Below are 19,410 nucleotides of genomic sequence, written 5' to 3' on the forward strand. Positions count from 1 at the left end.
AAATGCTAAATTTTATTTAAAGCTTAAATACTTATCGATCTTGTTGTAAATAGCCGTGGCATCGCTTGGCCGCGGGGCGTTGGTTTCTGCTATTTTACCGGTTTTATCTATGATCAAATACCGTGGCATTTGCACGGTGGTGTCTTTATCGCCGGTAACGGCTTGTTTAAATAGAGCCTCATATTCCTTACTGTTCAGAAAAATATGGGTACCGGCTACATCGTACTTTTTTACTTGCTGTTTCCATATCAGCTTATTACCCCCGCATACATACAGGTAGGCAATATCCTTGCGGTTGTGGTATTTTTCTTTTAGCGGTTTGGTGAAATTCCTAAATTCTTCCAGGCATGGGACGCAGGTAGTACCCCAAAAATCGACATACACTACTTTGCCCTTAAAATTGGCGTTATAGATTTGCTGTAACGAAGTGTCTGAAAGGTTTAGCTCCAATAGCGCTATCCTGTTATCCCCGCTAAAGCTCGTCCATGAATATAGTTTTAGGCCTATGGTACTGATGAATATCAGCACGGCGATGACGGCTGGCTTCCAAAACTTGGCGTTACCTTGCTTTTTATACTTTCTCCAGAAATAGATGGCGAGAAACAACAGTATAATACCCGCAAAGCTTTTGAGATACATCTGCGCCATCAGGCTATTGTTGGCGGCCAGTATATTATCCAGCACGGTTGCTTTTTGCGCGCGGGAAAAGGTATAGGTGTTTTGTACGGCGGAGATCATTTCGTCATGAACCTCGCGCGTCCAATCCACATAGTGTTTAGGGATGTCCATTACTACCAACGGAAGCATAGCCATGAAGAAAGTGCTGAGCCAAAAATATTTTGATGGTGCCATTGGGTTTGTTATTTATGAAAAGGTTGGTAAAGCGTTAATCTGCTCAATTTTAAATAACAAATGGCAATTGGCTAACTAAGTGGGACGAAACGTACCACCTGCGTGACGAATTACACAAGCCAATGTGAGCTCGTCCAACTAAGGTTGCCGTGCGGTTTGTTTGGTAACCGCAAAGGAGTTTAAGAACTTCTCGCGTTCGGCGCTCATTCCCGGCAAAGTATCATCGTAAACGGTAAAGTTATACATGAAAAGCACCTGGTCGAGGTAAATGATCCGTTGATAAACGGTGAATTTTCTGGACGTAGAAGCATCGAGGTATTTAAACTCAACCGCTTTGTATTTTCCTACAGTGATCTGTTTGGTATAAACCAGCTTACGGTTTTGGGTGGAATCTGCTGCGCCTTCCACCACGCCCGAGTAAAACAGGTCGAGATCCTGACTGTTTTTAATGGCAACCTGCGTGGTATCAATATTAATGGTAACAACAATATAGTTTTGGGTAGGCTTAGTCAGTTTATAGAGTTTGCCCGTGCCGTTGGCTATGTCAGCAACCTCCGGAGCGGCCGAAAAATCAATAGTGGCGATGCCGGAAAGGCTTTGTTTAACAGGTGCTTGGCCTAAAGCCGCATTGGCAGCTACTAACGCGCACAGAAATAAGATCGATCTAAGTTTTTTTATCATCTCCAATTATTTAAAGTCATCCTCGCTCCATTCCTTTTTGCGTTTTCTGTACACTAACTTTCTAATCAAAAACACAATACCACCACCTATCAGCAATAAAATAACCACAAATATTATTTTCGCAAGTACCCTACCACTTTCATAAGCCAGGGCCGAACTGCCGTCCTGCCGGATATCGTCTGCACTTATCTTTAACTTAAAACTATCGAAAAACGAACGGATCTTTTTATCGTCCTTTTTCATTGGCTCGGGAGAAAGTATCACATAGTTTAACAGGGTGTCGTTCAAAAAAACGGCTTGGTTGTAGGCGATGAGGGTTTGGCCTGAGATCTCTGCCTGGTAAGAAAATTCAATACCATCAAGCTGGCGGATGCTTGCTTTTTTTTTATAAAGCAATTTTCCCTTGGTGCCTTTTAAACTTCCGGTAATAAAATAGCTGTAGATGGAGTCAACGGAATTGTCGGTCAGCATCTCCTTAACGCTTTGTTTAATAGGGGATACTTGTGCCATATAAATAACGCCATCGTCATTAAAAACATAAACTGCAACCCCGGCAGCAAGCGCTTTTATTTTTGGCGTATCCGGGAAATTTATTTGCGCGATACCCTTCAGGTCCTGCTTGTATTTAAGCTGGCAAAAGGCAGTGATGGAACAGAGTAAAAGTGATAGGGTTAGGAGAGCCTTTTTTCATCATAGCTAAAGCTATGCAATTACCTTCAAAGTTTCCTGCACAAATCTCGCTTTCTCTATGGCTTTTTCCCGGTCGTTATCAATAATAGTAACATGCCCCATTTTGCGGAAAGGCTTGGTTAAGGCTTTACCGTAAAGGTGCACGTATACGCCGGGGCATTTTAATATTTTCTCTATTCCCTGGTAAACAGCAGGCCCTTCATAACCAGCTTCGCCCAAAATATTTACCATAATGGCATTGCTCAGGCAGGCGGTATCGCCCAGCGGCTGGTTAAATATGGCGCGCAGATGCTGCTCAAACTGCGACACTACATTGCCTTCTATACTTTGGTGGCCGCTGTTATGCGGGCGGGGTGCCAGTTCGTTCACCAATATTTTGCCGTGTTTATCAAGAAACATTTCCACGGCAAGCAGCCCCACAATATTCAGGGTCTCGGCAATTTTTTTGGCTATGCTTTCGGCTTCCTGCTGCACTTCAAATGGCAGGGTAGATGGCGATATTAAAAACTCTACCAGGTTGGCTTCGGGGTTAAACTCCATCTCTACCAGCGGGAAGGTTTTTACTTCGCCGTTTTCGGTGCGGGCAACTATTACGCCAATTTCCTTTTCAAAATCTATCATGCGTTCTACCAGGCTCGGCTCGGTAAAAGCGCCGGCAAGATAGCTTTCGTCTAATACTTTATAAACTCCTTTGCCATCGTAACCATCCCTGCGGAGTTTTTGAATATAGGGGAACGGTATATGGCTTTCTTTTAATTGCTGTGCCGACGCGATGATCTGGAACTCGGCAGTGGGGATCTCATTCTCTTTAAAGAACTGCTTTTGCAAGCCCTTATCCTGGATCAAGCGGATAATGCGCGATTGCGGGTAAACAGCAACGCCTTCTTTCTCCAACTGCTCCAGTGCATCTACATTAACCTTTTCTATCTCTATGGTAAGCAGATCTACCTTTTTGCCGAAGTTGTAAACAGTTTCATAATCACTCAATGAACCAATTACAAACTCATTGCACAGCTTGCGGCAGGGTGCTTCGCGGTCGGGGTCTAAAACCTTAACGGTAACATTGTAATTGATTGCCTGCTGTATCAGCATGCGGCCAAGCTGGCCACCGCCTAAAATTCCTAATCGTAAATCGCCGTAGAATGCTTTCATAGTTTGCGCAAATTTAGCCTAAATGTTTTAAAAAGGGATGTAAGCGTATCACAATATAGCAATTTGTTTGTATTAGTAATGGCGTTCGGAGCGTAACAATAAGCTATGCATACGTAGGTAATAGCCTTAAAAACCCTACCTTTGCGCCGTTTTTTAATAATATATACTTTTCTATGAAAACCAAAATAGCAGTTGCAAAAGGCGACGGTATAGGGCCCGAGATAATGGCCGCCGTGCTGAGGATATTTGATGCCGCAAACGTACAGCTCGAATATGAGTATGTAGAAATGGGTAAATCATACTTCGACGCAGGGCACTCCACCGGGATGACCGCCGCCGCCAAGGAAACTATCGAACGCCTGGGCTTATTATTTAAAGGCCCAATGGAAACGCCAAAAGGTAAAGGCGTAAAAAGCATCAACGTAACCGCCCGTAAAGTGTGGAACACCTATGCAAACCAGCGCGATTTCCGCTCGTTGAACGGGGTAGATACTGTTTTCTCTAAAGCAGGCATTCCTATTAACTTGACCATCGTTCGCGAAAATATTGAAGATACCTACGGAGGCATTGAGCACTTGCTAACCAGCGATGTAGCTGTTGGCCGCCGTATTATTACCCGCCCGGGCTCTGCCCAGGTGATCCGTTATGCTTTTGAAATGGCACGCCGTAAGGGTTATACCAAGTTAGCTTGTGGCCACAAGGCAAACATTATGAAACTAACGGATGGCCTTTTCCTCGAAACTTTCCAGGAAATAGCTAAGGAATACCCGGATATTGAATCATCAGATATTATTGTAGATGACCTTTGTATGAAACTGGTTTCGCGCCCGGAAATGTTCCAGGCTATCGTTTTAACCAACCTGCAGGGCGATATCGTATCCGATCTTTGCGCGGGTTTAGTTGGCGGGCTTGGTTTTGCGCCGTCTGCTAATATTGGCGATAATATCTCCATTTTTGAGGCGGTACATGGCACCGCGCCGGATATTGCAGGGCGGGGTGTTGCTAACCCTACGGCGTTGTTGTTGTCGGGTATATTGATGCTACGCTATTTAGGCGCTACAACGGCAGCTGCAAGTATCGAGAATGCCTTATTATATACTTTGGAGCAAGGTATCCATACAGGCGATTTTGGCGACCGCTCTACACCATCTGCCGATACCAATACATTCGCCGATGCCATTATAGCCAACCTGGGCCAATTGCCGCAAAAAGGCGTTGTGATTGCTCAGCCGGATTTTGAGGTGAAAGCTAACCACGATCATCCGCTGAAAAACAAATTAACCGTGAGCACCAATGTGCAGGAAGAGATGGTTGGTGTGGACGTGTTTGTTGAATCGAAAGCGCAACCTACCGAACTGGCCGAACTGGCAAAACGCAAATCAACCGATAATTTTCAATTGGTGATGATCTCTAACCGGGGTACGCAGGTATGGCCAACCGGTTCTATTTTTACCGAGCTGGTGAATGAGTACCGGATGCGTTTCGAAAAGAAGGATGGTACAACCATTACCCAAAAAGAGATCCTGCACATCGCGGCGGACCTGTCCGAAGATTTTAAAGTGTGCTCGGTAGAGTTTCTGATGAAATTTGACGGTAAGATTGGTTATACTTTGGCGCAAGGACAATAGTTTAGAATCAAGATTTAAGAATCAAGAGATAAGAGACAAGAATCAAGATAGGAAAAAAAATCTATTCTTTCTTGTCTCTTGATTCTTGTTTCTCGGCTCTATTCACTCTTATAAAGCACTCCCGCTTTTTCAGCGGATACTTTAATACCCTTTATCATGGCCGAGCTAAAACCGTTATGCTCCATTTCGTTGAGCCCGGCTATAGTACAGCCTTTTGGCGAGGTTACTTTATCAATTTCCTGTTCGGGGTGCGATGCAAGCTGTAATAGCAGGTCGGCAGCACCTTTAGCAGTTTGCGCCGCCATTTTAAGCGCGTCATGTGCGTGGAAGCCAATCTCGGTACCACCCTGCGATGCCGCGCGGATAGAACGAAGAAAGAAGGCAATGCCACAGGCGCAAAGCGCGGTAGCAGAGGTCATTAGCTCTTCGTTGATCTGGATAGTAACGCCAACAGTGTCAAACAACGATTTTACGAGGCTGACATTCGCATCCGAAGCGGTATCGGTAGCAATACAGGTCATGCTTTGGCCAATGGCAATAGCGGTGTTCGGCATTGCACGGATCACCTGTACATCTAAAGCAAGCTGTTTGCGGATGTCCGCACAGCTTACCCCTGATACTACCGATATTAACAAGTGTTTGCTTTCTTTGGTAGCGGGCTGTATCTCGTCCAGTAATTTATTTAACTGTTGTGGCAGAATTGCTAAAACCATAATATCGGCCTTGCTAACCGCGTCTGCGTTATTGGCAGTTACGTTATATCCCTCGGCTGCCAAAACGGCCAGGGCTGCGGTGTTGCGGCGTGTTAAAGTAATTTGCTGCGGGGTAAATATGCCCGCTTTTACCAATCCTTTAGCCAGGGCTAAACCAATGTTTCCGCTGCCTAATATGGCAATATGTTGTTGTGTGTTCATTTTATTTGCTTAAACGTGTGCCAAATCCCTTTTTATTTTCCATTTGCCCCAAGTCGTCCGAATGACCGATAATAACCGCTTTAACCCCGCAGGAGATGGCTGTAAAAGCATTATCGAGCTTGGGCAGCATACCGCTGTGGATCACCTTTTCTATTTTTAATTTGTCGTAGCGTGCCGGGTCTATCTCTCTTATCAGCGAATCCTCATCGTTAATATCCATCAGCACACCTTTCTTTTCAAAGCAATAAATCAGGGTAGTTTCATACGTTCCGGATAGCGCTACCGCCAGTGCCGAGGCAATGGTATCGGCATTGGTGTTGAGCATTTGCCCTTCGCCATCGTGGGTTAAAGCGCAAAAAACAGGGGTGAACCCACTATCGAGCAATTTACTGAGATTATCCGGGTTGATGGAGCCTTCAAATAGATCGCCTACAAAACCATAGTCTATCGTTTTAACCGGTCGTTTTTTGGCACGGATAAAATCACCGTCGGCACCGGTAAGCCCTATGGCGTTGGTGCCATATCGTTGCAATTGCGCTACAATGTTTTTATTGATTAGACCCGCATACACCATGGTAACAATGCGTAGCGTGTCTATGTCGGTTATGCGCCGCCCGTCAACCATTTGCGCTTCAATACCCATGCTTTCTGATATTTGGGTGGCCACTTTTCCGCCGCCGTGAACCAGGATCTTGCAGCCTTTTAAAGCCGTAAAATCCTTCAGGAAACGGTGCAGGTTCTCCGAGTTATCAATAACGTTGCCGCCAATTTTTATGATGTGCAGGGCTCGCATGGTATAATATATAAGTTCGATGGCAATAATAGGGATTTTTTGGGGGATAGGGAAGGGGTGTTGAGTATACGAGATAGCGAGGGTGATAACGTAGAGACGCAATATTTTGCGTCTCCTTGATGCAAATCACCTATGCAAATCAATACCTAACCCTATGAGAGAGGCAGAATATTGCGTCTCTACAAGAAGTTATAATAAATACCATCAATGCAATTGTTTTTTATAATATTCATTATCAATTATTTATATTTTAAAACTGCAAAATCAATTATGTAACTTAAAATATAGTTGTAAAACTGAAAACTAAGTTATACATTTGGTTTATGGAAGAGTTAACCCGTACAGAAGAACGCGTAATGCAAATTTTATGGAAGCTAAAGAAGGCTTTTGTAAAGGATATTATTGATGCCCTGCCGGATGAACCGAAGCCGCCTTACAACACCATCTCGTCGGTAGTAAGGCTGCTGGAGAAGAAGGGGTATGTGGATTACAAGGCCTATGGCAAAACGTATGAATACTTTCCGGCTATCAGCAAAGCGGAGTACCGGAAGGAATCATTCAAAAAAATGTTCACCGGGTATTTCGATAATTCAGCGGAGAGCCTTTTATCCTTTATGGTGAAAGAGCAAAAGCTGAGCGATGCGGACATCAAAAAAATTCAGGAAATGATTGATAAAAACACCAAAAAATGAAAGCAATAACCTACCTGTTGCAGGTATCGGCATGTACCGGTATTTTCTACGCATTCTACTTCCTGTTTTTAAGGAGGTTAACATTTTTCACCCTAAACCGGTGGTATTTACTGATAACCCTGTTGCTGAGCTTCATCATACCCGCGTTAACTTTTACGGTTGATACAGTGGCACCTTCGCCTATGATGGAGCCCGTAATGTATGTGCAGAACATCCAAACAATACCACAGCCGCAACAAATTGTAAACGTTACCAATTCCGCCCCGCCGTTCGATTGGATGAGCACGCTGCAAATATTTTATATAACTATCGCGGTAATCTCTGTGGCCCACCTGCTGTTTACTCTGGCGGCATTCTTCCTGCGCATGGGAAATAAAAAGCTGATGCAGATAGGCCATGTAAAAGTACTTAAGGGCACTAAAAAACAGGGCAACAGTTCCTTTCTCAACGTAATATTTATTAATGATGAAGAATTGCAACCCGAAGAGATAAAGCAGATCATCACCCACGAAATGCTGCACGTGAAGCTCATGCATTCGGCCGACAGGATAATAGCGCGCATAGTACAAATAGTTATATGGTTTAACCCTTTCGCATACCTGTATATTCGTTCGATAGAAGAGAACCACGAATTTGAAGTGGACCGGATCGCCGCTGGTGAAGACGAAAAGGGTATGTACGCGCAACTGCTGTTTAAACTTGCCGTGTCCGGGCAAAGTTACCTGTTCCACAGTTTTAGTAAAGTACCGCTTAAAAAGCGTATCGCAATGTTATTTAACAAACCAACCTCAAATATGAAAAAGATAATTTACGTGCTTTTTTTGCCCGTAGTGCTGATAAGCTGCCTGGCATTTGCCAACCTGCGGTCCGACGAGAAACTGAGCGTTGTAGACGACCTGAGCTCATTGGGTAAACACCCGCTGGTAATTATCGACGGAAAAGAATACAGCGATGATATGCTTTATAAAATAGGCGCAAAATGTGTATTGAGCATAAGCACTGTTAACCCACCCGTTGTGAAACGCGAATTTGAAAAATATGGCGAGAAGATAAAGGACGGCCTGGTTATTATCAGCACCAAAAACCACGAGATCACCTATCAAACCGCCATCGAGCGGGAAAATCTTGCGAGAAAGGCGACAGTGCCCAATAACCAGTTTTATGCGAGGTTAAGGCTTAAAAAAGAGGATGGGAGCGGCTTTGATAAATGCATGGTGCGTTTACCATCCGGCGGATGGGTAACCACCGACCTTAAAACCGATGAACCGATCGTATTTATCGCTGACGGGAAAGTTTTTACCGAGCAGGAAATAAGCAAGGTGGAGGACTATGTAAAAACGCATAAAATTTACACCTGGACTGCGGGCGAAACCAAGGGTTACAGCCGTAAAACAGATCGGGATATCAGCGCCTATGCCAAATATTTTGGTTTTTTAAACAGAACCGGCGATACAACCATCGGCCTTAATAAATATCGCCAAAAAGTATGGCGAAATGGCAAACGTTTACTTCCGGAGGCTAACAATCGTAAGGCTTTTGAAGATTATAGAAACTCTGATAAAGGAAAACAAGACCGGGCAGCTTCTAAAAAAGTATCAGACAAGGCCCTCATTTTTAAAGTAACTGGAACAGTAGATACCACCTATCATAATATGTTTGCCGGTGAGCTACGCGGCTTTAAAGTAACACAGGGCAATGATGAGTATGTTTTGCAAACAGGAGGAAAGTATCACGCCATAGAAGGCTTAGTGAAACCGGGAGACGAAATACAAATTAAAGTTAATATGTGTTTGTACGGTAACGATTCTCCACTGATCATTTCACCGGAAACGGTTACCAAAGACGGAAAAGTCATTTACCAGGCTGAAAAGGAGAAAGCAGCGGATTACGCGTTCCTGTACGAAGCCAACCGCGTTCGTTTTACCGATGGAAAAGTAACCGGTGTACAGAAATATCCAAACGGCAATTGGAAAAGCGCCGTAGTGGAAGTAGCAAATGGATATAAAATAAAATTCAACCTAAAACCATCGGCACCGGCTATAAAGAGTATCGCTGCCGGCGACCATGTATGGCTGCGCTTTGTGCACGAAGTAAAAACCGGCGCAAAAGAGTACACGGTTAACGATTGGGTAGCTTTAAGTAGCAACATGAAAGACTACGGTATTAAAAACCCCGATTATTTTTATAAGTATTACGAAAAAATATAAGGTTGTACAGTTGTAGCAGAAATATGAAGCCGTAAAGTTTACTCTTTACGGCTTTGTTATTGGACATCAAAAATAGTCTGTTAAAAAATACTGCCATTCAAAACACATATTTAATTTATCCTGTTAAGCTAAACACAAACCGGCGGTTTAATGAGTAATTTGCCGCCCTTATACATAGCTATGGATAAAAAACATCAGGCAAAACCCCGCGTATTAATTATTGGAGGCGGTTTTGCAGGCGTACAACTGGCCAAGAATTTAAAAAACGCGCCGGTTGAGGTTTTACTGCTCGATAAACACAACTATCATACTTTTCAGCCACTACTTTACCAGGTAGCCACGGGTGCCCTGGAGGGCGACTCCATAGGCTTTCCCATCAGGAGGATCTTCAGCAGACAAAAGAATTTTACCTTCCATTTGGCGGAGGTGCAGAAGATAGATACCGAGGCGAGAATTGTAACGGCGAACATAGGCGATATTCATTACGATTACCTGGTGATAGCCACCGGGGCAAATACCAACTATTTCGGTAATAAAGAGCTGGAGCATTATACGCTCCCCATGAAAAATATTGCGGAGGCGCTCAATGTGCGCAGCCTCATTATTCAAAACCTGGAAAAGGCTTTGGTAACTGTTGACGAAGTGGAACGAGAAGCGCTGCTAACCTTTGTGGTGGTAGGCGGCGGGCCAACAGGGGTGGAGCTTTCCGGTGCTATTGCCGAACTGCGGAAGTACATCCTCTGTAAGGATTACCCGGGGCTTTGCAAAGAAGATATGAAGGTTTATTTGGTAGAAGGGAAGGATAGAGTGCTAGGCGCTATGTCCGAACAAGCATCTGCCAAAGCCGGGAAATTCCTGACGGATATGGGTATTTTTATTTATAACGGCGTACACGTATCAAGTTATAACGGTGATATCCTGAAGATAGACAACGGCGTGGATATAAAAACCCGCAATGTATTTTGGGCAGCCGGCGTACGCGGCGAAATGCCCGAGGGCTTATTGCCGGAAGCTATTGCCAAAGGGGGACGCATTCAAACTGATGAGATAAACCGGGTAAAAGGCTACGAAAATGTATTTGCCATAGGCGATGTTTCTTCCGTGGTAAGCGAGGCTAATCCAAACGGCTTTCCCGGTGTAGCGCAGGTTGCATTGCAGCAGGGTAAACAACTGTCCAATAATTTGTTATGTATCATAAATAACAAACCTACAACGCCGTTTGAATACAAAGACCTGGGGACGATGGCTACCATTGGGCGCAACAAAGCGGTGGCGGATCTGAAGCATTGGCACTTCCAGGGTTTTTTTGCCTGGATCCTGTGGATGTTTGTACATCTGCTCTCGCTGGCCGGGTTTAGCAATAAGTCCATCGTGTTTTTTAACTGGGCCGTTAATTACCTTACCCGCAACAGCGATAACAGGCTGGTTATCCATTCATTCGACACCAACACCATGATGACCGACCCTGTGGCGAAATAGTAAAACTATTTAAGCATTCCTGTGGTTGTAGCATTTAACCACAAAATATGCACTTGTTTCTCATTATTGCGCTGCTGGTAATAGTAAGCGCGCTTTACTCATACATTAACGCCCGGTTTTTAAAACTACCGGGCACCATTGGTATTATGGCGCTGGCGATAATCGGCTCCATATTAACCATTGCCGTTGATAACCTCGACCCTAAAATAGCGCGATACCTTACGCTGCTTGCCAAAAACATCAATTTCTCTACAACGGTATTGAATATTATGCTGGGTTTCCTGCTGTTTGCCAGCGCGTTCAATTTGAATGTACGTAAGCTTAAGCGAGAGATGCGCCCGGTGCTCATATTAAGTACTTTGGGTGTTATGCTTTCCACGGCCATATTTGGCACGCTGCTTTATTATGTGGTCGGTTTTATTGATATAAAGATCCCGTACGTTTATTGTTTATTGTTTGGCGCGCTGGTGTCCCCAACCGACCCCGTGGCTGTAGGGGCCATTATAAAGGGCTCTAAGCTGCCATCGAGCCTGGAGACGATCATATCAGGGGAATCTTTATTTAACGACGGGATAGGGCTTGTTTTGTTTATTACTTTATTGGAGATAACCCGTACCGGGCCAGAAAACATAGATTTTGCCAAGGCGGTGATGATATTTGTACAAGAGGTATTCGGCGGCCTTGCGCTGGGGGCTGTAACGGGATTTTTGGCCCATCGGTTAATGCTATCCATCAAGGATTTCCAAACCATCGTATTGGTGTCGCTTGCATTGGTGATGATCAATTCCGTGGTTGCGGAGATGCTGCATCTCTCCATTCCCTTATCCGTGGTTACAGCTGGGTTATTAGCCGGCGGCAGATCTATCAACGCCGATAACAAAGAACACTCGCACGAAGCGCTGGAAAGTTTTTGGAACCTGATAGATGAAATGCTAAACACCATGCTCATCGTAATGATAGGGCTGCAGATGGTTAATTTGCCTTATATCAAAAATTATTACCTCACTGGCGCTGTCGGTATAGCGCTGCTCCTGATCGCCCGATGGCTGAGTATAGCGCTTCCGCTAACTTTTCTAAGACGCTCATTAAATGTAAGTTATAGTAATGTGAATATACTCACCTGGGCAGGAGTGAGGGGTGGTATTACTATTGCCTTAGCACTGGCCCTGCCTGTATCTCCCTATCGCCATTTTATCCTTTCGGGAAGTTATTTCATTGTGATATTCTCCATCATCGTGCAGGGGCTTACGCTGAACAGGGTGATCAATGCGTCCTATAGAAGCAAGGATTAGGCGACCGGAGGTGTTAATAGTAGAGCATCACTTCCTTTCCCACATCGTCGTTGCGAGGTACGAACCAATCTCTAAACAGGACAAGTCCGCCGCGCATGTCACCTACTTACCTATCGGGAGGTTGCTTCGTTCCTCGCAAATGACGGTTGGGGACAATCGGCACAGCGGGGGATTAATCCTTCAACCCAGCCATATATCCCGCAATATCCTTCTCGTTCTGATCTGCAGAATTGCTGAACGACTTAATAATATTCTCCCTTTCTACCTCAGTTCTATTTTGACTCAGCTTCTTTTTACCCTGGATGTCTTCAACGACAATTTCGAACCCGACAATCCCATTCATCATCTTAAACTTGTAATCATCAGGCAGTTGCGCCCATTTCTTTAAGTAGTTGGCCTCGTAAAAGCCGATCATTTTTTCCAGCAGTTTGCCTACTTCGGCTTTGTCCTCTATCAGAGTAGCTTTGCCATAAGCGTGCACCGCAAGGTAATTCCAGGTGGGTACGTTTAGTTCCTTTTCGTAATTGGATGGGGAGATATAGGCATGCGGTTCGGTGAATATTACCAGCGAAGTATCGTTAAAAACTACTTCGGATTGTAGGTTTGCCTTGGCAAAATGAGAAACTAAAACCAGTTTATCATCCCGCTGCTCTATCAAAAAAGGCAGGTGTGTGGCTTGTGGTACACCATCCATATTCGTAACAATTGTTGCGAAGCTGTACTTCTGCATAAAGGAAACAATCTCTTTATGGTCAGTTATTTGGAAGTATTTTGGGGTGTACATGGGAGTAGAGTCAAGAGTTAAAAACCAAGAGACAAGAGAGAAAGAAGGAGGCTTTATTACAGCGCTTCAAGCATCTGTTTCAGCACGGCTTGTGCCGCCCAAACACGGTTGCCGGCTTCGTGGATCACTACGGATCTATCGCTGTCCAATATTTCGGATGACAGCTCCAAATCACGGCGTACGGGCAGGCAATGCATTATTTTAGCGTTTGGCGCTTCTTTTAGTTTATCCAGCGTGAGCATCCAATCTTCATTACCCGGCAGAATTTTGCCATAAGGCTCGTAGGCCGACCAATTCTTCACGTAAATAAAATCAGCATCCTTCAGCGCTTCTTCCTGGTTGTGGGTAATAGTAGCGCCATTGGTGAATTCCCCGGAAAGCTCGTATCCCGCCGGCTGAGCGATCACAAAATCTACATCACCCTTGCACATCCATTCGGCAAAAGAATTGGGTACAGCCTGCGGTAGGGGCTTTATATGCGGTGCCCAGGTTAATACTACCTTGGGGCGGGCGTTTGTTTTTAGTTCTTCAATGGTTACTAAATCGGCCAGACTTTGCAAAGGGTGGCGTGTTGCCGATTCCAGGCTCACTACCGGTACTTTACAAAACTCCACAAACTTGTTGAAGATCATCTCGCTATAATCTTCCTCGCGGTTTTTCAACCCGGGGAAGGAGCGTACGCCGATGATATCCGAATACTCGCCCATAACGCCGGCAGCTTCGCGGATATGCTCAACGGTAGTGCCGTTCATGATCACGCCGTCCTGCAACTCCAGCGCCCAGCCTTCTTTATCAATGTTAAGCACAATAACATTCATGCCCAAGTTCTGACCAGCCTTTTGGGTGCTGATACGGGTACGCAGACTTGGGTTTAAAAAAACGAGGCACAGGGTTTTATTCTCACCCAGCTGCTTATGGACAAAAGGGTTTTGTTTCAGCTGCAATGCTTCGGCAACCAGTTGTTGCACATCGCTAACGTCATTAACAGAAGTAAATAATTTCATGGCCTCGTTTTTGCCTCACCCTAACCCTCTCCAAAGGAGAGGGACTTGGAAGAGTTGTTCTTATTATATTATGAATTTTTCAATGTTGTTGCAAATGCTTCCAGGAACCTGTCGGCATAAGTTTTTGTTAAATTAAGCGCAGGTAAAAGCCTCACAACGTTTGGCTTAGCTTCGCCGGTAAATATCTGGTGCTTAAACAGCAGGTCTTTTTTCACGTTGGATAATTCGGCGGGCAGGTCGATGCCTATCATCAATCCACGGCCACGCACTTCCTTTACCTTGTCAAATTTCCTTAACTCGTCAATCAGGTAAGCGCCTAATTCGGCTGCATTTTGCATCAGGTTATCCTGTTCAATGGTTTCTAAAACGGCTAAAGCAGCTGCGCAAGCCAAATGATTGCCACCAAAGGTAGTGCCGAGTTCGCCATACCATGGTTTTATTTTTGGCGAGATAATGATACCACCAACCGGGAAGCCATTACCCATGCCTTTAGCCATCGAATAGATGTCGGCATCAATGCCCGCAAAATCGTGCGAGAAGAATTTACCTGTCCGTCCGTAACCGCACTGTACGCTATCAGCAATAAATACCGCGTTATGCTCATCGCAAAGGCTGCGAATCTTTTGCAGGAATGGCAGCGGCGCAACCTGTATGCCGCCAACGCCCTGTATACCTTCGATGATAACAGAGGAAATCTCATTATTAACAAAGGCCTGCTCCAACGCAGCTTCATCAGCCCATGGCAGGAATATTACGTTATCGGTTTCGTTTACCGGGGCAACTATCTTCGGGTTATCGGTAACGGCGACAGCCAATGAGGTACGCCCGTGGAAGGCATTTTTAAAGGCAATAATCTTCTTTTTGCCATTGTAGAACGAGGCCAGTTTTAAGGCGTTCTCGTTTGCTTCCGCGCCGGAGTTACAAAGGAACAGCTGATAATCTTCTTTGCCGGATACTTTGCCCAGCTTTTCGGCCAATTGTTTTTGTAAAGGTATTTCGATAGAGTTGGAATAAAAGCCTATCTGGTGTAGCTGATCCTCCAAACACTTTACATAATGTGGATGGGTGTGACCGATAGAAATAACGGCATGGCCGCCGTAAAGGTCCAGATATTCGGTGCCTTTGTCGTCATACACAAGGCTACCCAGGCCTTTAACAATATTGATTGGGTTGATAGGATATACGTCGAATAAATTCATCTTAAAAGTTGAAAGTTTAAGGTTAAAAGTTTAAAGTAAAAAACTGAATCAATCTCTTACTTTCCTTTATTAATGAAATGAGCATCGCTTTAATTTCATTAATCTGCTGTGAATAAACATTATACTGTTCCATGATCAAAAACCCTAAATCCTTTGATAGTAAAATTAAGTACCCAGTTTCGTGAGTTGAACCTAATGCAATTTGCAGGAAACTTGCAAAGTCTTTTTGGGTGAATCTTCCAGTTCCTTCGGCGATGTTAGTCGGAATTGATGTTGCGGCCCGCCTAAGCTGGCTCACAAGGTTATAAGCTTCGTCTTTAGGAAAATATGTAAAGGACTTATATAATCCCAGTACAAATGCGTGCGTCTTTTGCCAAATTATTAACTCTTTAAAATCCTGCACGTTCTTAAAACTTTATACTTTCAACCTTTAACTTTCAACTCAGAATCCAATCGCCTTAAGTCGTAATCCTGCGCGCTCATCCAAACCAAACATCAGGTTCATGTTCTGAACTGCCTGCCCGGAAGCGCCTTTAAGTAAATTATCCATAATGCTGATAATGAATATTTTATTATCATGTTTTTTAACCTGTATAAAGCATTTGTTGGTGTTCACAATTTGCTTCAAATCGATATCCCTGCTGGTAACATGCGTGAACGGATGCCCGGCATAATAATCCTTGTAAAGCTGCAAAGCCTCGGCTTCACTCAAATCGCTTTCGGTATAAATAGACGCAATGATGCCCCGGGTAAAGTCGCCACGATAAGGCACAAAGTTAATGGCTTGTGCAAATCCATCTTGCAGTTGCCTCAGCGATTGCCCTATCTCATTTAAATGCTGATGGTTAAAAACCTTATAAACCGATAGGTTATCATTCCTCCACGTGAAGTGCGAAGTTGGCGACAGGCTTTGTCCGGCACCAGTAGAACCCGTGGTAGCGGTGATATGCACCTCGTGGTTGAGCAAACCTTTTGATGCTAATGGCAACAAGCCTAACTGCAAACAAGTTGCAAAGCAACCCGGGTTGGCGATATTGTCTGCAGACTTAATGGCCGCCCTGTTTAACTCCGGTAAACCGTATACAAAGTTTTTACTTTTTAATTTTGAATTTTGACTTAATCTGAAATCCTGGCTCAGGTCTATTACCTTAATTCCATCTGGTATTTCGTTAGCCTCTAAAAACTTTTTGGCATCACCGTGACCTACGCAAAGGAACAGTACATCTATGGCGTTGGATAACTCGGATGCAAACTGTAGGTCAGTATCGCCAAACAGATCGGTATGTACATCGTAAACGTGCTTGCCGGCGCTGCTGGTGCTATGTACAAAAACGATATCTACATTAGGGTGGTTGATGAGGATCCGCAGCATTTCGCCGCCGGTATAGCCCGCACCGCCAACAATGCCCGCACGTATTTTAGAGGTTGATTCTGTCATTTTTTGTTGATGGAGTAGAGTAAAGTATAAATTCCAGGTCGCTGCTTTCTTTATTAGCTATAAAGTGCTTCTGACCAGGTTTAATTTCTATACCCTGTTCGGGTTTTAAAACGCATATTTCCCCGTCGATAGAGAATGTTGCCCGCCCTTTCAGTATAAAAAAGAACTGCGATGCCGTTTCGTGGAAATGCAATTTCTCGGCGGTATCCGGCGGCATCAATTCCTGCTTAATGGAAAGCGCATCGGTATCCACATAATTCCAGCCATAACAATCATCACCCCAGCGGTAATGGCTTATACATTCGCTCCGCGAAAAAACGGGGTTATTCATTGCCGCCGTTCACTTTATGGTAAATCATTACCTGGTTACCAAATATCTTAGAAAAACCTTTTACATCTTCGCCGCTCCAGGCGTTGTTCATTTCGCCGTAACTGCCAAATTTGTTCGACATCAGATCGTGATCAGATTCGATACCCACCACCTGGAAACGGTATGGGTTTAGCTGAACAAATACTTTACCGCTCACGTTCTTCTGAGTATCGGTCAAGAAAGCCTCCATATTGCGCATAATAGGGTCGTGGAACTGCCCTTCGTGCAGCCAGTTGCCGTAAAACATGGATAGCTGGTCTTTCCAGGATAGCTGCCATTTGGTTAACACGTGTTTCTCCAGCGTGTGGTGAGCCTTAATAATCACCATTGGCGCAGCGGCCTCAAAGCCTACGCGGCCTTTAATACCGATGATAGTATCGCCCACGTGGATATCCCTGCCAATGCCGTAAGGCTGAGTAATGGCTTGCAATGCTTGTATAGCCTTAGTTGGATGGTCATATTTTTCGTTATCGATACCAACCAGTTCGCCCTGCTTAAAGGTTAATTCGATGTCGCGGGTGCCGGTTTCGGTAACCTGCGTAGGCCATGCTTCCTCGGGCAAGCCCAAATTAGACGTTAAAGTTTCTTTACCGCCTACAGATGTACCCCAAATGCCTTTGTTGATAGAGTACTTCGCTTTTTCGAAGTTCATCTCCACGCCATGTTTCTTCAGATATTCTATTTCCGCTTCCCGACTTAGTTTTAAATCGCGGATAGGAGTGATGATCTGTACTTCAGGTACTAATATGTTAAAGATCATATCGAAACGCACCTGATCGTTGCCGGCGCCGGTGCTGCCGTGGGCAACGTATTCGGCACCGATTTCTTTGGCGTAGTTTGCAATAGCAGTTGCCTGGCTTACACGCTCGGCACTAACCGACAGTGGGTAGGTGTTATTTTTTAACACGTTACCGTATATCAAAAACCGCACGCAGGTATTGTAGAAGTTCTCGGTTTCATCAACCACGTGGTGGCTGGTAACACCCATTTGGTAAGCGCGTTCTTCAACGCCCTTTAGTTCTTCATCGCTAAAGCCACCAGTGTTTACAATTACAGAGTGTACTTCGTAACCCAGGTCGCGGGTTAAATAAATGCAGCAAAATGAGGTGTCTAACCCGCCGCTGTATGCTAAAACTACTTTTTTCTTTGCCATTTTTTCTATTTGCAGAGCCGCGATACTTCGCTGCTTTAACAGTTTGTATTTTATATTTCGTGAGACGCGAAGGATCGCGGCTCTACAGTTTTTCTTAATTAAAATCAAACGCCATCACGTGTTCCAGGCGTTTCTTAATCGCAGCTTCAATCCGCTCCAGTAGCGTGGCCTTATGCGTAATTTTTTGCATCTTCTCTTCATACTGCTTTTGAACCTCGGCAGGGTCGAACAGCATGGCGGTGCACATGCAGTTTTTGCGGCCTTTGGCTGTAAGGATGTCGAAGTTTACGCAGCTTGTGCAGCCTTTCCAAAAGTTTTCATCCTGCGTTAATTCAGAATAAGTAACCGGCTCGTAGCCCAGTTCTGAATTGATCTTCATTACAGCAAGCCCGGTAGTTAATCCGAAGATCTTGGCTTCCGGGTATTTTTCGCGCGATAGAGCAAATATCTTTTGCTTAATAGCCTTAGCCAAACCTGCCTTGCGGTAAATTGGATTTACAATAAGGCCCGAATTGGCCACGAAATCGCCGTGACTCCAGGTTTCTATGTAACAGAAACCTGCCCAGGTACCGTCTTTATGCAGGGCGATAACCGCCTTGCCTTCCAGCATTTTATTGGCGACATACTCCGGCGAACGCTGTGCGATACCTGTACCGCGTGCCTTTGCCGATTCTGCCATTTCATCGCAGATCATTGGTGCAAAGTCGGCATGTTGTGCCGTGGCTACCTGTATGTCAAAATCTTGTATGGTCATTATAATAGAGAATTACCGTTAAATTATTGGCTGTTTAAGCCATAAATAATTAGAGGGACTTTGGTTAAAGAAGTTTAATAAGGCTTCTTTTGGGGCGGGAGAACTAAAACCTAATTCACACGCGCGGGATGAAAACCCGTCGTCGGCTGGGAGAGAAGAGCAAAACAAATGAAACTAAAGCAGCAGCAACCGGAGCAAATATTGCCCTGGCAACCGTCATGTTTGAGTTTTTTGTATTCATTATGGATGAATTTATTTGCTTTTAATTATTGTGCAAATTATTGCATAATAATTTACTTATGCAAGAAAAAACTGTGATTATGATTTT

At 44.5% G+C, this 19,410-nt stretch carries 20 protein-coding genes; 6 read left to right on the forward strand and 14 right to left on the reverse strand.

Annotated elements, in window-relative coordinates; genetic code table 11:
* Window positions 1-12: 12 nt before the first annotated feature.
* The 4 genes from ABIX36_RS05405 to ABIX36_RS05420 all read right to left on the reverse strand — a co-directional run bounded on the left by ABIX36_RS05405 (window position 13) and on the right by ABIX36_RS05420 (window position 3,375).
* On the reverse strand, window positions 13-852 hold the full coding sequence (locus tag ABIX36_RS05405; RefSeq protein ID WP_348081141.1) for a TlpA disulfide reductase family protein: 840 nt from the start codon (window positions 850-852) through the stop codon (window positions 13-15).
* A 138-nt stretch (window positions 853-990) separates the two neighbouring features.
* Complete coding sequence (locus ABIX36_RS05410) at window positions 991-1,533, reverse strand: hypothetical protein (RefSeq protein WP_348081142.1); 543 nt, start codon at window positions 1,531-1,533, stop codon at window positions 991-993.
* A gap of 6 nt (window positions 1,534-1,539) precedes the next feature.
* On the reverse strand, window positions 1,540-2,043 hold the full coding sequence (locus tag ABIX36_RS05415) for a hypothetical protein (protein ID WP_348081143.1): 504 nt from the start codon (window positions 2,041-2,043) through the stop codon (window positions 1,540-1,542).
* 192 nt (window positions 2,044-2,235) lie between these two features.
* Entirely contained in the window at window positions 2,236-3,375 is a 1,140-nt protein-coding gene (locus ABIX36_RS05420) for a 5-(carboxyamino)imidazole ribonucleotide synthase (protein WP_348081144.1), read from the reverse strand.
* Window positions 3,376-3,548: 173 nt separating this feature from the next.
* Between ABIX36_RS05420 and ABIX36_RS05425 the strand changes: the two genes are divergently transcribed.
* Window positions 3,549-5,003: an NADP-dependent isocitrate dehydrogenase gene (locus ABIX36_RS05425; protein ID WP_348081145.1), complete on the forward strand. Its 1,455-nt coding sequence runs from the start codon at window positions 3,549-3,551 to the stop codon at window positions 5,001-5,003.
* A 98-nt stretch (window positions 5,004-5,101) separates the two neighbouring features.
* Here ABIX36_RS05425 and proC read toward each other — a convergent pair whose 3' ends face one another.
* Together proC and argB are read right to left on the reverse strand one after the other, a co-directional pair.
* A complete protein-coding gene (gene proC, locus ABIX36_RS05430; RefSeq protein ID WP_348081146.1) occupies window positions 5,102-5,917 on the reverse strand; it encodes a pyrroline-5-carboxylate reductase in 816 nt (271 codons plus the stop codon).
* Between the two features lies 1 nt (window position 5,918).
* Window positions 5,919-6,710, reverse strand: coding sequence for an acetylglutamate kinase (argB, locus tag ABIX36_RS05435; protein ID WP_348081147.1), 792 nt, complete (start codon window positions 6,708-6,710; stop codon window positions 5,919-5,921).
* 323 nt (window positions 6,711-7,033) lie between these two features.
* On the opposite strand from argB, the gene ABIX36_RS05440 reads away from it, so the two are divergent.
* The 4 genes from ABIX36_RS05440 (at window position 7,034) to ABIX36_RS05455 (ending at window position 12,380) form a co-directional block, all read left to right on the forward strand.
* Entirely contained in the window at window positions 7,034-7,402 is a 369-nt protein-coding gene (locus ABIX36_RS05440) for a BlaI/MecI/CopY family transcriptional regulator (RefSeq protein ID WP_348081148.1), read from the forward strand.
* The gene (locus tag ABIX36_RS05445) at window positions 7,399-9,609 is read left to right on the forward strand and encodes a M56 family metallopeptidase (protein WP_348081149.1); all 2,211 of its coding nucleotides are present in this window, start codon (window positions 7,399-7,401) and stop codon (window positions 9,607-9,609) included. Before ABIX36_RS05440 ends, ABIX36_RS05445 begins: the two co-directional genes overlap by 4 nt.
* A gap of 180 nt (window positions 9,610-9,789) precedes the next feature.
* Window positions 9,790-11,088, forward strand: coding sequence for an NAD(P)/FAD-dependent oxidoreductase (locus ABIX36_RS05450; RefSeq protein WP_348081150.1), 1,299 nt, complete (start codon window positions 9,790-9,792; stop codon window positions 11,086-11,088).
* A gap of 47 nt (window positions 11,089-11,135) precedes the next feature.
* Window positions 11,136-12,380 (forward strand): sodium:proton antiporter, encoded by a 1,245-nt coding sequence (locus ABIX36_RS05455; protein WP_348081151.1) that lies wholly within the window; start codon window positions 11,136-11,138, stop codon window positions 12,378-12,380.
* 172 nt (window positions 12,381-12,552) lie between these two features.
* Here ABIX36_RS05455 and ABIX36_RS05460 read toward each other — a convergent pair whose 3' ends face one another.
* From ABIX36_RS05460 to ABIX36_RS05495, 8 genes are all read right to left on the reverse strand, one after another.
* On the reverse strand, window positions 12,553-13,164 hold the full coding sequence (locus ABIX36_RS05460) for an FMN-binding negative transcriptional regulator (protein WP_348081152.1): 612 nt from the start codon (window positions 13,162-13,164) through the stop codon (window positions 12,553-12,555).
* A 56-nt stretch (window positions 13,165-13,220) separates the two neighbouring features.
* On the reverse strand, window positions 13,221-14,168 hold the full coding sequence (locus ABIX36_RS05465) for an acetylornithine carbamoyltransferase (protein WP_348081153.1): 948 nt from the start codon (window positions 14,166-14,168) through the stop codon (window positions 13,221-13,223).
* A gap of 68 nt (window positions 14,169-14,236) precedes the next feature.
* The gene (locus ABIX36_RS05470) at window positions 14,237-15,367 is read right to left on the reverse strand and encodes an aminotransferase class III-fold pyridoxal phosphate-dependent enzyme (protein WP_348081154.1); all 1,131 of its coding nucleotides are present in this window, start codon (window positions 15,365-15,367) and stop codon (window positions 14,237-14,239) included.
* Between the two features lie 22 nt (window positions 15,368-15,389).
* Entirely contained in the window at window positions 15,390-15,770 is a 381-nt protein-coding gene (locus ABIX36_RS05475) for a four helix bundle protein (protein WP_348081155.1), read from the reverse strand.
* Window positions 15,771-15,809: 39 nt separating this feature from the next.
* On the reverse strand, window positions 15,810-16,805 hold the full coding sequence (argC, locus tag ABIX36_RS05480) for an N-acetyl-gamma-glutamyl-phosphate reductase (protein WP_348081156.1): 996 nt from the start codon (window positions 16,803-16,805) through the stop codon (window positions 15,810-15,812).
* Entirely contained in the window at window positions 16,786-17,136 is a 351-nt protein-coding gene (locus ABIX36_RS05485) for a cupin domain-containing protein (RefSeq protein WP_348081157.1), read from the reverse strand. The genes argC and ABIX36_RS05485 overlap by 20 nt, the downstream gene beginning before the upstream one ends.
* The gene (gene argG / locus ABIX36_RS05490; protein WP_348081158.1) at window positions 17,129-18,328 is read right to left on the reverse strand and encodes an argininosuccinate synthase; all 1,200 of its coding nucleotides are present in this window, start codon (window positions 18,326-18,328) and stop codon (window positions 17,129-17,131) included. The genes ABIX36_RS05485 and argG overlap by 8 nt, the downstream gene beginning before the upstream one ends.
* Window positions 18,329-18,422: 94 nt before the next feature.
* Window positions 18,423-19,082 (reverse strand): GNAT family N-acetyltransferase, encoded by a 660-nt coding sequence (locus ABIX36_RS05495; protein ID WP_348081159.1) that lies wholly within the window; start codon window positions 19,080-19,082, stop codon window positions 18,423-18,425.
* 128 nt (window positions 19,083-19,210) lie between these two features.
* On the opposite strand from ABIX36_RS05495, the gene ABIX36_RS05500 reads away from it, so the two are divergent.
* Entirely contained in the window at window positions 19,211-19,348 is a 138-nt protein-coding gene (locus ABIX36_RS05500) for a hypothetical protein (RefSeq protein ID WP_348081160.1), read from the forward strand.
* Window positions 19,349-19,410: the final 62 nt, after the last annotated feature.

The organism is Mucilaginibacter sp., from assembly GCF_039925265.1.
GTDB lineage: Bacteria > Bacteroidota > Bacteroidia > Sphingobacteriales > Sphingobacteriaceae > Mucilaginibacter.